14 protein-coding genes are annotated in these 15226 nt (G+C 28.3%); 10 read left to right on the top strand and 4 right to left on the bottom strand.

The window, feature by feature from the left end:
- Window positions 1-31 precede the first annotated feature (31 nt).
- Complete coding sequence (gene rimO, locus FBE93_RS06070; RefSeq protein WP_002932282.1) at window positions 32-1351, top strand: 30S ribosomal protein S12 methylthiotransferase RimO; 1320 nt, start codon at window positions 32-34, stop codon at window positions 1349-1351.
- Complete coding sequence (gene tilS, locus FBE93_RS06065; RefSeq protein ID WP_002932271.1) at window positions 1341-2306, top strand: tRNA lysidine(34) synthetase TilS; 966 nt, start codon at window positions 1341-1343, stop codon at window positions 2304-2306. Before rimO ends, tilS begins: the two co-directional genes overlap by 11 nt.
- On the opposite strand, the gene FBE93_RS06060 is transcribed toward tilS, so the two are convergent.
- Genes FBE93_RS06060 through ciaI form a run of 3 tightly spaced genes read right to left on the bottom strand, consistent with a single transcriptional unit; the run spans window position 2289 to window position 4292 of the window.
- Complete coding sequence (locus FBE93_RS06060; protein ID WP_002932270.1) at window positions 2289-3002, bottom strand: EI24 domain-containing protein; 714 nt, start codon at window positions 3000-3002, stop codon at window positions 2289-2291. The two genes, tilS and FBE93_RS06060, sit on opposite strands and share 18 nt — an antisense overlap.
- A 1-nt stretch (window position 3003) precedes the next feature.
- Window positions 3004-3693: a dUTPase gene (gene dut, locus FBE93_RS06055; protein WP_002932269.1), complete on the bottom strand. Its 690-nt coding sequence runs from the start codon at window positions 3691-3693 to the stop codon at window positions 3004-3006.
- A gap of 35 nt (window positions 3694-3728) precedes the next feature.
- The gene (ciaI, locus tag FBE93_RS06050; RefSeq protein WP_002932268.1) at window positions 3729-4292 is read right to left on the bottom strand and encodes an intracellular survival protein CiaI; all 564 of its coding nucleotides are present in this window, start codon (window positions 4290-4292) and stop codon (window positions 3729-3731) included.
- A 74-nt stretch (window positions 4293-4366) separates the two neighbouring features.
- On the opposite strand from ciaI, the gene FBE93_RS06045 reads away from it, so the two are divergent.
- The 8 genes from FBE93_RS06045 (at window position 4367) to FBE93_RS06010 (ending at window position 14168) form a co-directional block, all read left to right on the top strand.
- The gene (locus tag FBE93_RS06045) at window positions 4367-4774 is read left to right on the top strand and encodes a hypothetical protein (RefSeq protein ID WP_002932263.1); all 408 of its coding nucleotides are present in this window, start codon (window positions 4367-4369) and stop codon (window positions 4772-4774) included.
- 71 nt (window positions 4775-4845) lie between these two features.
- Window positions 4846-5628, top strand: coding sequence for an ABC transporter permease (locus tag FBE93_RS06040; protein ID WP_002932253.1), 783 nt, complete (start codon window positions 4846-4848; stop codon window positions 5626-5628).
- On the top strand, window positions 5625-6287 hold the full coding sequence (locus FBE93_RS06035; protein WP_002932251.1) for an ABC transporter ATP-binding protein: 663 nt from the start codon (window positions 5625-5627) through the stop codon (window positions 6285-6287). The genes FBE93_RS06040 and FBE93_RS06035 overlap by 4 nt, the downstream gene beginning before the upstream one ends.
- Entirely contained in the window at window positions 6287-7405 is a 1119-nt protein-coding gene (locus FBE93_RS06030; RefSeq protein WP_002932247.1) for a capsule polysaccharide transporter, read from the top strand. Before FBE93_RS06035 ends, FBE93_RS06030 begins: the two co-directional genes overlap by 1 nt.
- A 1-nt stretch (window position 7406) precedes the next feature.
- The gene (locus tag FBE93_RS06025; protein WP_002932245.1) at window positions 7407-9065 is read left to right on the top strand and encodes a polysaccharide biosynthesis/export family protein; all 1659 of its coding nucleotides are present in this window, start codon (window positions 7407-7409) and stop codon (window positions 9063-9065) included.
- A 9-nt stretch (window positions 9066-9074) separates the two neighbouring features.
- Window positions 9075-10022, top strand: coding sequence for a KpsF/GutQ family sugar-phosphate isomerase (locus tag FBE93_RS06020; RefSeq protein WP_002932241.1), 948 nt, complete (start codon window positions 9075-9077; stop codon window positions 10020-10022).
- On the top strand, window positions 10022-11650 hold the full coding sequence (locus FBE93_RS06015) for a galactosyltransferase-related protein (protein ID WP_165434269.1): 1629 nt from the start codon (window positions 10022-10024) through the stop codon (window positions 11648-11650). The genes FBE93_RS06020 and FBE93_RS06015 overlap by 1 nt, the downstream gene beginning before the upstream one ends.
- Before the next feature lies 1 nt (window position 11651).
- Window positions 11652-14168: a CDP-glycerol glycerophosphotransferase family protein gene (locus FBE93_RS06010; RefSeq protein ID WP_002932228.1), complete on the top strand. Its 2517-nt coding sequence runs from the start codon at window positions 11652-11654 to the stop codon at window positions 14166-14168.
- Here the strand turns inward: FBE93_RS06010 and FBE93_RS06005 are convergent.
- The gene (locus FBE93_RS06005) at window positions 14157-14948 is read right to left on the bottom strand and encodes a DUF2972 domain-containing protein (protein WP_165434268.1); all 792 of its coding nucleotides are present in this window, start codon (window positions 14946-14948) and stop codon (window positions 14157-14159) included. The two genes, FBE93_RS06010 and FBE93_RS06005, sit on opposite strands and share 12 nt — an antisense overlap.
- Window positions 14949-15226 lie beyond the last annotated feature (278 nt).

The following is a 15226-nucleotide window of genomic DNA, read 5'->3' as shown; positions in this document are numbered from 1 at the left end:
TATCAAAAGAAAACTTTAATATAGGAAAAAAATGTCAAAACTTTATCTTACGTCTTTAGGTTGTAATAAAAATTTAGTCGATAGTGAGATTATGCTAGGACGTCTTAGTGCTTATGAGCTTTGCGATGAACCAAGCAAAGCTGATGTTTTAATCGTAAATACCTGTGGTTTTATCGATAGTGCAAAAAAAGAAAGTATTAATGCGATTTTGGATTTGCACGAACAAAGAAAAAAAGATTCTCTTTTGGTGGTTACGGGTTGTTTGATGCAGCGTTACCGCGAAGAACTTATGAAAGAACTTCCTGAGGTTGATCTTTTTACAGGTGTGGGTGATTATGAAAGAATCGACGAAATGATACTTAAAAAAACAAATTTATTTTCAAATTCGACTTATTTACAGAGTGAAAATTCCAAACGCATTATCACAGGTTCAAATTCCCATGCTTTTATAAAAATTGCCGAAGGTTGTAATCAAAAATGCTCTTTTTGTGCTATTCCAAGTTTTAAAGGCAAGTTAAAATCTCGCGAAATAAGTAGCATTATAGCTGAGCTTAAAGATTTGGTAGCTAGAGGTTATAAGGACTTTTCTTTTATTGCACAAGATACGAGTTCTTATTTGTTTGATAAGGGTGAAAAAGATGGACTTATACGCTTAATCGATGAGGTCGAAAAAATCAAAGGTATAAGAGCGGCTAGAATTTTATATCTTTATCCTACGAGTGCGAGTGAAGCTTTGATCAAACGCATTATAGCTTCTGAAATTTTTGTAAATTATTTTGATATGCCTTTGCAGCACATAAGTGATAATATGCTTAAAATCATGAAGCGTGGGGCAAATAGCACAAGACTTAAAGAAATGCTAAATTTAATGAAAAGTGCGCCAAATAGCTTTTTGCGCACGGGCTTTATCGTAGGACATCCAGGTGAGAGTGAGGCGGATTTTGAAGAACTTTGTGCATTTGTTAAAGACTTTGGTTTTGATAGGATAAGCGTTTTTGCGTATTCTAAGGAAGAAGATACGGCCGCTTTTGATATGGAGCAAGTGCCTTTTAAAGTGATCAATAAAAGACTTAAAATCATAGAAAAAATTGTTGATGAAGTGATAGAAAAAAGTTTTGAAAAAGAAGTAGGGCAAAAGCGTTTAGTAGTTTGCACGGGAGAAAGTAGCGAGGGAGAGTTTTTTATCGCAGCTAAAGATTTAAGATGGGATAGAGAGATTGATGGAGAAATTCTTATCAATGAAAGTGAATGTGGAAATTTAGAAATGGGGCAAATTTATGAATGTGAAATTTTACAAAACCTTGATAAAAAGCTCCTTGCTAAGGCTTTAAGAAAAGTAGATGCAAATTAAAGATGAAATTTTAGCCCTTTTAAAAAGGGGCAAGAATTTACTTGCTTTTTCTTATGGAAGTGATTCTAGTGCGCTTTTTTATCTTTTAATGCAAGAAAAGATCGACTTTGATCTTGTGATGATAAATTATAAAACTAGAAAAAATAGTGATTTAGAAGAGTTAAAAGCCAAAGAACTTGCTTTGAAATTTCATAAAAAAATTTTCATAAAACAGGCTCCTAAATTTCAAAGTAATTTTGAAAAAAAAGCCAGAGATTTTCGCTATGATTTTTTTGAAAAAATTTGTCTTGAGCAAGATTATGATCATCTTATCTTAGCCCATCATTTAAACGATCAATTTGAATGGTTTTTGATGCAACTTTCTCGTGGCGCAGGTTTGGCTGAAATTTTAGGTATGCAAGAGTGTGAAAAACGATCAAATTATACACTTTTACGTCCTTTACTCTTTATAAGTAAAGATGAAATTTCATCTTTTTTAAAAGAAAAAGATATTTTTTATTTCCATGATGAAAGCAATGAAAATGAAAAATATTTTAGAAATTATATAAGAAAAAATTTCTCTAATGCCTTTGTGGGTAAATTTCACCAGGGTTTAAAAAGAAGCTTTTCTTATCTTGGTGAAGATAGGAAAAAACTTTATGATTTTGAAAATATCAAAGAAATTCAAGGACTTCTTATTTGTCCTAAAAATGAAAGTTTGATTGCTAGAGTGGTGAAAATGAAAGGTTTACTTTTAAGCACAGCGCAAAGAAAAGAGTTTTTAAAGGGTGATTGTGTTTTAGGTGGTAAAATAGCACTTGTATATAAAAACGAACAAGCTATTGTTTTTGAATATGAAACTTGTCAAAAATTACCTAAAAATTTTAAAGAAGAGTGTAGAATAGCTAAAATTCCAAGACTTTTAAGAGCTTATTTATATAATCACAAAATCGATATTTCAAGCCTTAGCTTTTAGTTTTAAAATTCTTTGATAGCCTAAATGTGTGAGAAAAATCACAAAAAATACTTGCAAAAAAAGTCCTAAAAGTGGCACTGATGAGAGTAGATAAAAACAAAGAGTGCTAAATTTAAACTCTAAAGGCGAAAAATCAGAATGAAAATTTTTAAAACTTTCTTTGTCTAAAATCGTGCTTGTAACATCAATCATTAAAAGTTTGTGAAAGAGATAATAAAAAGCAAGATAATATACAAAAATATTGATAAAAGGTAAAAATAAAGCCAAGGTGCAAAGCAATAAAATCCCTATAAATTTTATAAATATTTTAAAAATTTCAAAGATAGTTTTTAGGGTTGAAACTTCGTTTGTATTATCATAATGGTAATATTTTTGGTTGATTTCTTTAGCGATAAAAGGAGTAAGAAAAGAAGTGATAAAAAGGGCTAAAAAAACCGAAGCAAAAACAACAATAAAACCTGAAAATAAAAAACTTATGATGGTGATTAAAATTTGTACAAAATGAAGGGCATAAAACCACGCCCAAAACGAATCCTCTCCAACGCTAAATAAAGAATTGAAATAATCAAGCAAGGCCGAAAAGCCAAGCACTCCTAAAAAAAGCATCAGCACAAGGCTAAAAATCAAAGGAATTAAGGCAAATTTTAAAAATTTAAGACTTAAAAAATCTTTGATTGCAAGTTTTAAAATATCCAAATTATGCCTTTTTGTAGCATTCTTCTAGTTTTTTATAAATAGTATCAAAATCAAGATTTTGTTCTAAAATTTGAGCTAAAACTTCATTGTCTTCTTTGCCATTCCAAGTTTTTTTATAGCTACCATCTTTGTAACCATTGTTTTGTCTAAAGATATTTAAAACATTTTTACCTATATAGGTTTTATAAAGAATTTCAAGATTAAGTCCACATTTAATAGCTAGGGTAAAATAGGTTGAAAGCAATTCTCCAAGATTAAATCCAAAGCCACTGCATTTATGGATAATAAGCTCTATATCATTTAAAATACCATAAATATCACTCTCATTAGGATGCTCTTCTTCTTTGCAAAAATCCTGAAACACACTTACAGCATTAACTTCTGTGGCTATAGCTTTCAAATCTTTTCCATTTTTATCGCGATACTCTTCAAGCAAAAGACTTAAAATAAAATGCCAAATATCGACAATCTCTATACGCACATTTTCCCAATTTGTCGGACTTGAAATGTTTTTCCAATGTTTCCATGCAAAAGAGTCTATAAGTTCTGCACATTCCATATAAATACAGCGTCTCCAACTGATCAGTTTTCCTTCTTTGGTGTAGCCATTTTCCCAATTTAAGCCGTTTGTTTCGTCGTTAAGTTTTTGTTGGAGTTTGAGCATATTTTCTAAAATTTCGATATTTGTCATTTAAAACTCCTTGATAATTTTTAATATTATATGATTTAAGCGTAAAGATTTAAACTATCATCTGTCTTATCTTGATTTTCCTTGGCTTTTTCTTGTTGTTTTTCAAGTTGTTTTTTCATTTGTTCTAAAACTTCATCAAGAAGTTTTTTGCTATCTTCAAGCATAGAAGTATTGATATCTTTATCATTTGTTTGATTTTGTTTTAGCAAATCACTGAGTTTATTTGTAAAATTATTCATAATAGCATTTTGATGGTTTTCATCATTTGGAGTTGGTAGAACATTTGCCATTTGCATAGCTGATTCGATAATTTCCTTTGGCTTTAACTTTCCAACTTTAGAATTTGCTAAAAAATCTTTGATCATAGGTTCAACTTCTTTCATAGCATTTTTAATCTCATCAAGATCATTTTGTGTGAGTTTAGAGCCTTCAAAAGTAAAGCTAAAACCATACTGACGCTTAAGATTAAGAGTTTTACCTTCTTCATTATTTGCATAACTTATGCTTTGATTGTCATACATAGATAAGGCTAAGTGTTTGCCACTTTTTGTTGTATAATCCATCGAAAAACTTTGGTTTTTACTAGCATCAATTTGCATTTCTTCCCCTTATATTTATAGTTTAAATCAAAAATCGGTTATTTTTAAAAATATTTTAGTATAATTTTTACAATATGGATGAAAGAATTTTAGAATTTATAAAAAATGAGCAGCTTTTATCTTGGGCTATGATTGATGAAAAAGGTGTTTATACGGCTAGTGCTTTTTATGCTTTTGATGAAAAGAATTTAGCTTTTATTATTGCTTCTCATGAAGACACTAAGCATATAAGATTGGCCAGTGAAAATTCAAGTATAGCACTTAATATAACTAAAGAAAATAAAATAGCTTTTTTAAAAGGTGTGCAAGCTAAGGCCGAGTTTAAAATCGCAAACAAGGAACAAATGAAAATTTATTTTTCTAAATTTCCCTTTGCTAAGCTTGATAAAAGTGCAAAAATTTATGCTTTAGAGCTTTTTTGGCTTAAATTTACTAACAATGCTTTAGGACTTAGTAAAAAGCTTGAATTTTGTAAAAAATAAATTTTTATGATTTTATTTAAAAAAATGAGTTATGATTATAGTTTATGTAAATTGTTAGGTATAGAAAATAAATGTTAAATGTAATTCACGCTTTATTTTTTAGGGAGTTAAAAACTAGATTTGGTGCTAATAGGCATTTAGGTTATCTTTGGGTAGTTGGAGAGCCAATGTCAATAACACTTGCTATTACAGTAATTGTTACCATTATAAGAGAATATCATCATCAAGTTATGCCTGAAGGAATTTCTATTTTTATGTTTTTAATTTCAGGTATTATGCCTTATTTTATGTTTAGAAGTATAGTAACTCAGCTTATGAATGGTACTCAGGCAAATTTGGCTCTTTTTGCTTATAAACCTGTAAAGCCTATACATGTATTTATTGCTAGAACTTTGCTTGAATTTTGTATTTATTTTGTGATTTTTATCACTGTGCTTTTTTTTGCAGGATGGTTTTTTAGATTTGATGTATTCCCAGTTCATTTACTCGGAGTTTTATTTTGTATTTTTTTACTTATGTGCTCAGCTTTTGCTTTGGGGATTTGTTTTGCTATTATTTGGCATTTTGTAGAGCCTTTAAGAACTTTATTAGCTTATTTTAGCATAGTGTTTTATTGGAGTTCTGGGATTATATTTCCTACTTGGCTTATGCCAAGACCTTTACTTGATATATTTTATTATAATCCTTTGCTTCACATAATGGAGCTTTTAAGATTTAATTTTTTTGAGAATTATCCTTTGCAAGATGAATATAGTTATTTTTATGCTATATTTTGGATTTTACTTGTTTTATTTATAGGACTTTTTGTCTATTACTATAACAGACAAGCTTTAACGGCGGCAAAAAAAGAATGATAAAGCTAATTAATCTAACTAAATCTTATCCTTTATTTAGCGGTGGGAGGCATTATGTTTTTAAAAATTTTACTTTTGAATTTCCTGAAGATTGTAGTATAGGATTGATGGGGGGTAATGGTGCAGGTAAGTCCACTCTCATGAGACTTTTAAGCGGGGCAGAGCTTCCTGATAGTGGCAAGATAATTACTAATAAAAAATTATCTTGGCCTTTGGGTTTAAACGGAGCTTTTCAAGGTTCTTTAACTGCTAGAGATAATGCTAAATTTGTAGCTAGAGTATATGGTTATAAGGGTAAAGAACTTCAAGAAAAAGTAAAATTCGTAGAAGATTTTGCAGAGCTTGGAAAATTTTTTGATGAACCTATGAAGACTTATTCTTCGGGAATGAGTGCTAGGATAGCTTTTGGACTTAGTATGGCTTTTGATTTTGATTATTATTTGATCGATGAAGCAGGAGCTGTTGGAGATCCTGCTTTTAGAGAAAAAAGTGTGAAATTATATAGAGAAAGATTAAGCAAATCAAAAGTAATTATGGTATCTCATAATGTAGCTGAAATTAAAGAATGGTGTGATAAAATAATTTATATGAAAAATGGACAAATTACGGTTTATGATAATGTAGATGAAGGAATAGCTGTATATCAAGGAAAAGCTTAATGGAAGAAAATAAAACTTTATTAGAAAAAATCAAAGATTTAAGCATATTTGATTCTTTTAAAATTGTTTGGTTTATAATGATTTTTGTTGTGATTTATTATACATTGATTGCAGCACCAAGATATGTAAGCACGATGATTTTAGATGTTAGATCAACAAGTGGAGAAAGTGCTCAAACAACTGGAATCTTGTCTTTGCTTAGTAGTACTTCTACAGCAAGCGAAGATTTAAATTATCTAAAAGGTTATATAGAATCAAGTGATATGTTAAAGATTTTGGATGAAAAAATCAAACTTAAAAATCTTTATCAAGAACAATATATAGATTTGCCTTTTAAAATTTGGGATTCAAGCTCGATAGAATCTTATCTTAAATACTACCAAGCAAGAGTTAAGGTTCATACGGATGAAACCACTAAACTTTTAAAAGTTGAAGTAGAGGGTTTTACACCCAAATCAGCTCATTTGATTGCTCAAACTATTATGCAAGAAAGCGAAAAATTTATCAATGAAATCTCTCATAAAGCAGCTAGAGAGCAAATGGCTTTTGCTGAAAATGAAGTACAAAAATACAAAGAACGATATCAAAAAGCACAAAATGATTTGATTGCTTTTCAAAATAAATATGGAGTTTTTGATCCTTTAAAGCAAGCTGAAACTAAAGCAAGTTTGGTTGCGCAAATTGAGGCTAATTTAGCTCAAAAAGAAGCTAAACTTTTAACTTTACAAAGCTATATGAATGATGCAGCACCTGAAGTAGTAGCACTTAAAGCAGAAATTGAAGCAATCAAAAAACAACTTTTAAGGGAAAAATCTAAAATTTCAGCTAACAATTCTTCTCAAAAGCTTAATGATTTGGCTGCTAAATTTCAGGATTTAACTATAGAAGCTACTTTTGCGCAAAAAGCTTATGAAGCAGCTTTAAAAGCTTATGAAAGTGCTAGAATAGAAGCATTAAGAAAAATAAAACAACTTGTCATCATTCAAAGTCCAGATATTCCAGAAAGCGCAAAATATCCTGAAAGAATTTATGATATTTTAACAGCATTTATTGTATTATCTTTGATTTTTGGGATTGTTAAATTTATTAAAATGATAATAGAGGAGCATAAGTATTAAAATGAAAAAAATATTAATTTTATTTTTTAGTTGTATTTTATGTTTTGGAGCCGTGGATGTTTCACAAATCATTTCAGCAGAGGATCAAGGTTCTGCTGCAACTAGCATAGATCAAAATTTAAGCTCAAATTATGATATAGCAAATAAAGAAAATAATCTTACAAAAATTCATCAAATTTTAGTATTTGGCGCTCATCTTTTTAATGGAAATTTTAAAAATTACAATCAAAGAGTTTATAACCCAGATTATAAGATCGCAGTTGGTGATCAAATCAGTCTTAAAATTTGGGGAGCTGTTGAGTTTTCGCAAGTTTTAGTGGTGGATTCTCAAGGAAATATTTTTATCCCTAAAGTAGGAGCTGTAAATTTACTAGGTGTGAAAAATAGTGCCCTTGTAAGTGTTATAAAAGCACGTGTTAATAAAATCTATAAAAGCAATGTTTTTGTTTATGCAGATATGAATGCTTATCAAAATGTCAGTGTTTTTGTAACAGGAAGCGTTAATGCTCCAGGACTTTACCAAGGACTTAGTTCGGATTCAGTGATACAGTATCTTGATAAAGCAGGGGGTATAAATTTAGAATATGGAAGTTTTAGAGATATTCAAATTTTGCGCAATAATAGCGTGATAAAAAATATCGATTTATATGATTTTTTACTAAAGGGGCAAATGGATCTTTTTCCTTTTAGAAGTGGAGATGTTATCTTAGTAGGAAATGTTCAAAATTACGCTTTTGTTAACGGTGATGTGCAAAGACCTTTTCGTTTTGAACTTTCAAATGATATTAAAACTTTAGCTGACTTAGCTAGAGTATCAGGTGCTAAACCTATCGTGACTAATGCTATCGTAAAGAGTTATGGTGAAGACCATAAACTTGATGTTAGTGCTTATAATAAAATGCAATTTTCAAAAGTTTTACTTAGAACAGGAGATGAGGTAGAATTTCACCCTGAGTATGTTTCTGAAAATATAACTATAAGTGTAAATGGCGAGCATAATGGTTTAAAAACTTTAGTTGTAGGTAAAGGAACAACTTTGGAAGATATTTCTAAACTAATCAAGGCTAATCCACAATCAAACATGCAAGCTTTGCAAGTATTTAGAAAAAGTGTAGCTAGAACTCAAAAAGAGCTTATCAATGCTCAGCTTAAAGAGCTTGAAACTCTAGCTTTAACTAGCAGTTCTGTTACAGCTCAAGGCGCAGCTATAAGAGCTCAACAAGCAAAAACGATTTTAGAATTTATCCAAAGAGCTAAGCAAGTACAACCAAAAGGCCAAATTGTCATCGATAATCCAAAGTCTTATAGTTCGGTTATTTTAGAAGATGGTGATACTATTAATGTACCAAGTAAGAATAATCTTGTTATAGTTCAAGGCGAGGTTTCTTTACCTGGGGCTTTTGTGTATGATAAGGGAAAAGATTTAAGATATTATATCAATCTTGCAGGAGGTTATGGAGAAAGAGCAGACACTTCAAAAGTTTTGGTGATACGAAGCAATGGAAAAGCTGAAAAATATCATAGTGGTATAGATATGAAACCAGGCGATTCTGTGTTGGTATTGCCAAAAGTGGATAGTGAGAATTTGCAAATTTTTTCAATGTTAACTCAAATTCTTTATCAGATTGCTATCGCAACCAATGTTGTGCTTAATCTTTAAGGTTTAAAAATGAATACTCTTGAAATAGCCAAAGAAGTTTTTGAAAAAGAAGCGCAAGCTATTTTGGATTTGGCTAAAAATTTAGATGAAAATTTTAATCAAGCTGTGAATTTGATGCTAAATACTAAAGGGCGTTGCATAGTTAGTGGTATAGGCAAATCAGGTCATATAGGTGCTAAGATAGCAGCTACTTTAGCAAGCACAGGAACACCAAGCTTTTTCATCCATCCAGGAGAGGCTTTGCATGGAGATCTTGGAATGTTAACTCCCGAAGATGTTTTAATTGCTATTTCAAATTCAGGAGAAACTGAAGAAATTTTAAAAATCATTCCAGCTATAAAAAAGCGTAAAATTCCACTTATAGTAATGTGTGGTAAAAAAAATTCTACCCTTGTAAAGCAAGGCGATATATTTTTAAATATAGCTGTGGAAAAAGAAGCTTGTCCTTTGCAGCTTGCTCCTATGTCTTCGACAACGGCAACTTTGGTTATGGGAGATGCTTTAGCTGCTGCTTTGATGAAGGTAAGAAATTTCAAGCCTGATGATTTTGCCCTTTTTCATCCAGGGGGGAGTTTGGGGCGTAAGCTTTTAACCAAGGTAAAAGATCTTATGGTTTCAAGTAACCTTCCTATAGTGCATCCTGATACCGAATTTAACGATCTTGTTGATGTGATGACTAGTGGAAAACTAGGGCTTTGTGTGGTACTTAAAAATGAAAAATTAGTTGGTATTATCACTGATGGGGATTTGCGTCGTGCTTTAAAAGCAAGTGATAAACCAAGGTTTGATTTTAAGGCCAAAGAAATCATGAGTACAAATCCTAAAGTAGTCGATGCTGATGCTATGGCAAGTGAAGCAGAGGAGATCATGTTAAAACATAAAATCAAAGAAATTATAGTAGGGAAAGAAGAAAGAGTTGTAGGGATTATCCAACTTTATGCCATAGGAAATGTTTAATGGCTCTTTTATCTGTTATTATCCCTTTTGGTTTAAGCAAGGAGCGTCCTTATATAGAAGAAAGGGTTATTGAGAAAGCAAAATATTTTAAAAGTGATGAGAATATAGAATTTATTTTTGTTGAAGGATATTCATCTAAAAATCATGAGCTTAAAAATTTTATCCAAGCAAACCATCATATTTATCTTAAAGATATGGAGCAAAAAGCTTTTTCTCAAGGAGAATGCAGAAATTTAGGAGCAAGTTGTGCGCATTCAAATGTTCTTTTATTTTTGGATGTGGATTGTTATATTTCTTTGGATAATTTTGGAAAAATTTTAAAACTAATTCAAATTAAAAATATTTCTCAAAATATCAATGCTTTGATAGTTTTACCCGTAGTGTATCTTAATAAAGAAGCTAATGAAAAATTAAAACAATACGATGATAAATTTTGGGATATTTTGATACAAGAGGATTTATTTACAGCAAAAAATACTTGGGTAAAATTTTTTGCCCCAAGTTCTACTTCAAGTATTGTGATAAATAAATATCAGTTTTTAAGATTGGGTGGAAATGATGAAAATTTTATCGGACACGGTTATGAAGATTTTGATCTTTTTGCTAGAATTTTAAAAGCTTGTGTGAGTTTTGAAAAAATGCCTACTAATTTAAGCTATGATGCTAGAAATTGGAATTTTTTTAACTTTAAAGGTTTTAGATCTTGGTTTTCATTACTTGGTTATGAGGCTTGTTTTTATGGAATTTATATGTATCATTTTTATCATATAGAGCCCAATCAAAATGCTTATATGCAAAATAAAGATAAGAATCATCAGCTTTTTTATAAGCATTTAAAAAATATCAAAAAACACGATTTAAAGCCTTTGCAAGTTTTTAAAGCCAAAGGTGAAAAAGTTTTAATGCTTTTTAAAGATCAAAATTATGATTTTAAGGATATTAGTGTTTATGTGGGAGAAATTATCTATAAAAATATAAGTGATTTTTTTATAGCTAAAGAGTTAAAATATGAACTTTTGTTGGATTTTTTACAACAAGAAAAAATCACTAAAATATTTTTGGATGCAAGTATAAAACTACAATTTAATGGTATAGATTATTGTGATATTTTTTATTTTCAAAAAGGAATTTTACCTCATTCTTGGTTTTTTGCAAAAAAATTAGATTTAGATTATAAACAAGATTTAAATTTAAGTGAGCAAAAACTTTATCAAGTGAAAGAATATTTCTTAACTTTAAAGGAGGATGAAAAAAAAGTTATCTTGGATTTTTTAAGCCAAAACAATGATGATAAGTATGATTTGTATAAAATGCTTTATTATTTGATTAACGAGCTTTATAGTTTTGAGCATGATGGGATTTTTTATCAAATCATCATTGATAAAGAAAAAATGCTGATTGCACAAAAACATGATAAAAGCTTTTATCCTTTAAGATCTTTTGTTTATAAACCTTATTTGCATGAGCTTAAGAGTGTAAGACCTTTTTCATTTTTGATGAAAATTTTAGGTTTAGAGTATCTTGGTGCTATGATTTCACATACTAAATTTTATCGCTTGGCAAGAAAATTGTTTTTTAATCCTAAGGGATTTTTTGAGGATTTAAGAGCTAAAAAGGCTAGAAATTGATATGTTGTTAAAAGCAAAGCATAAAAAAAATATATCTTTCTTCTTTAAAAGTTTGCTAATTTCCCTGCAAAATTTTCTAAAACAATTTAAACCTAAAAAATACAAAGCCTATAATAAATATATCATAGTTTCAGCGGTTTATAATGTGGAAAAGTACTTAGATGATTTTTTTAAGTCTATAATTAATCAAAAATTGGATTTTAAAAGTAATATTCATCTAATTTGCGTTGATGATGGTTCTACTGATAATTCAGCTAATATCATTAAAAAATATCAAAAAAAATACCCAAAAAATATTATCTATCTATACAAAGAAAATGGCGGTCAGGCAAGTGCGAGGAATTTAGGTTTAAAATATTTAAAAGAAAATGATTTAAATATTCTTTGGGTAACCTTTACTGATCCTGATGATTTTTTAGATAGGGATTATTTTTATGAGGTAGATAGTTTTTTAAAAAAACAAAATAATATAGCTATGGTGGCTACAAATATTATTTTTTATAGAGAAAAAAGAAAGATTTTATATAAAGATACTCATGCTTTAAATTTTAAATTCAAAAGACAAAAAAGTGTTTATGATAATATAAAATTAAATGAAAATATTCAACTTTCTGTTGCATCATGTTTTCTAAGATGTGATTATCTTAAAGATACTTTTTTTGATGAAAATTTGATCTTAAATTTTGAAGATGGAAAATTTATTAATATTTATTTATTTAAAAATTTAAATCTAAAATCTGTATTTTTAAAAAATGCAAGATATTTTTATAGAAAAAGATTTGATAAAAGTTCCACTTTAGATAAAAAAAATGAAAATAAATTTTACTATTTGGAAATTTTAGAAAAAGGATATTTGGAGCTTTTAAATTTCGTAGCAAAGCAAGATAAAATTCCTATTTTCATACAAAATGTTATTTTGTATGAACTATTTTGGCAGGTGCAAGAACTGGTTAATCATCCTGAAAAATTATCTTTTATGAATCAAGCTAAAATTCATAAATATCTTGATTTACTTGATCAAATTTTTTATTTTATTGATAAGCAGAGTTTAATAAAATTTAATTTTAATCCTTTTTTGTTTTTATACAAAATGGGATTTTTACATTGTTTTAAAAAAGAAAAAGTACCCATAGATAAAGTTTTTATTGAACAAATAGATGATAAAAATGATGAAATTTTGATTAAATTTTATACTGCAGATGTTAACGATGAAGTTAAAATGCTTTTTGATGATAGGTTGGCTAAAATCATTTGTTCAAAAATCAGACAATATGATTTTTTAAACCGAGTTTTTATTTATGAAAGAAGAATTTGGCTTAAATTTTTTATAAATGCTAAAAATATGATTTGTTTTATTAATGATAAAAAGATTGACATAATCTATCAAGAAAAAAAGTGCACTTTTTATGATATTTTTTATGAGATTAAAAAATTAAAAAAAAGAAGAGCTAAAAATAAATCATTATGGCTTTTTGCTGATATGTCTTTTAGGGCTGATGACAATGCTGAACATTTATATCGTTATGTTATGAAAAATCATCCTGAGAAAAATATCACCTTTGTCCTTAGAAAAAATTCTCATGATTATAAAAGGCTAAAAAAAGAAGGTTTTAAACTGGTTGATCCGAAAAGTTTTAAATTTAAATATTTGGTTTTTAAGGCTGATAAACTCATTTCATCACATATTGATAGGTATTTTTTTGAAGCTTTGGGGGAAAATACTTTAAAGACTAAAGATTTCATATTTTTACAACATGGGATCACAAAAGATGATTTATCTTCTTGGTTGAATCAAAGAAAAATTGATTTATTTATTACTGGAATGCAAGATGAGTATGACTCTATAGCAGGAGATTTTAATCGTTATAAATTTACCCCCAAAGAGGTAAAATTAACAGGATTTCCTAGATGGGATGCTTTGCTTAAAAATAATCAAATAAACACTAAACAAATTATTATTATGCCTACTTGGAGAGAATATATAGTAGGTTCTTATAGTAAAAAATTAATGAAAAGAAGATTTAATCCAAAATTTTATGAGAGTGAGTATTTTTATAGATGGGGTTCTTTTTTACATAGTAAAAAATTACAAGAATTGCATGAAAAATATAATTACAAAATAGTTTTTAATCCTCATCCACAAATTAAACCTTATTTGGAAGGTTTTAAGTTGCCAAATTATATTATAATACCTTCTGTTGAAATGAGTATGCAAAAGCTTTTTTGTGAATCATCTTTAATGATAACGGATTATTCAAGTGTGGCTTTTGAGATGGCTGTTTTAAAAAAGCCCGTGATTTATTATCAATTTGATAAAAATGAATTATTTTCTAGGCATATATATACTCAAGGTTATTTTGATTATAATAAAGATGGATTTGGAACTGTAGTTTTAGATATAGATAATCTATTATATGAATTAAAAATGAAGCTACAAAACTATAGTTTTAAAAATAATTTTTTAACCCCTAAGGCAAATTCTTTAGAAAAAGTTACACAAGTAATTTTATCCATCTAACTCCTTACACATTTTTTCAAATTCTTGATAGTATTTCCAAGAAGCTACTATATCCGGACGATGTTGTTTTAATGTTGTTAAATTATAATTAATAATTTTTAAATAAATATCTCTATATTTTTTATCTAAGCTTAAATAATGTAAAATATCTTTTTCACACAATGGTTGATTGAGATTTATATATTTTTTAATTATATAAATTAATTGTAAGATTATCTTTTTTATCTTTATATAAAGTTTTTTGTCGAAATCTAAATTTTTATTGATGTAAAAATGAATTTGATGGTTATCAATATATATTTTTTTCTTAAAAAATAAATCACTTATGTCGTCTTTTTTACTATAATTTAATTCCTTAGCATTAATTTCTATTTCAAACTCATCAAAATCAAGAATCAAAGGAAAGTAATGAAGCAAAAATGTAGTTGCTAGTGATTTTTTTTCTTGATAAAATTGTTTATCAAGAATTGATGGTTTGGTAAAATTAAAATATGTAGCAAGTTTTTCTAATGTTATGAAAGCATTTTCTGGCTGGATGTCATTCATATCTAAAAAGTATTTTTTTGAATTTTTAAAGTATTTTAAGAGAAATTCTTGTATTAGCATTTGATGTTGAAGTAAATACGGATCAAAATCTTTGATATTATATTTATTATATTTTCTTTTATATCTTTGAAGAATATCTATTGTATTTTTAGTTATATTGGAAGCATTTAATTTTTTATCCTGTATATAATATTCAGATTTTACGATATTAGCATTTAAGATTGTTTTAATCATAGTAAAAGGATCTTTATAGCTTATTAAAATTTTCTTTTTACTTGAGAAGCTAGAAAAAAATTTCTCTTCCTCAAATTTATTTGTAAATGTTCTATATTCAAAAATTTGTAAAGCGTTATAAGAGCTCGAATTTGAAACTAGCAGATGATAATTAAAAACAAACCTATCAAAACCATTTAAATATCCGCACCATTTGACATTTACGTTACATCTTTGAAAAAATAAATTTAGTGCGGCGCATCCCATGGCATGTCCACCAAGCCACACAAACTCATAGT

This window comes from Campylobacter sp. CFSAN093229, assembly GCF_011068225.1.
Taxonomy (GTDB): domain Bacteria; phylum Campylobacterota; class Campylobacteria; order Campylobacterales; family Campylobacteraceae; genus Campylobacter_D; species Campylobacter_D jejuni.
The sequence above is the reverse complement of the archived record's forward strand: the minus strand, read 5'-3'. Positions and strand labels throughout refer to the sequence as shown.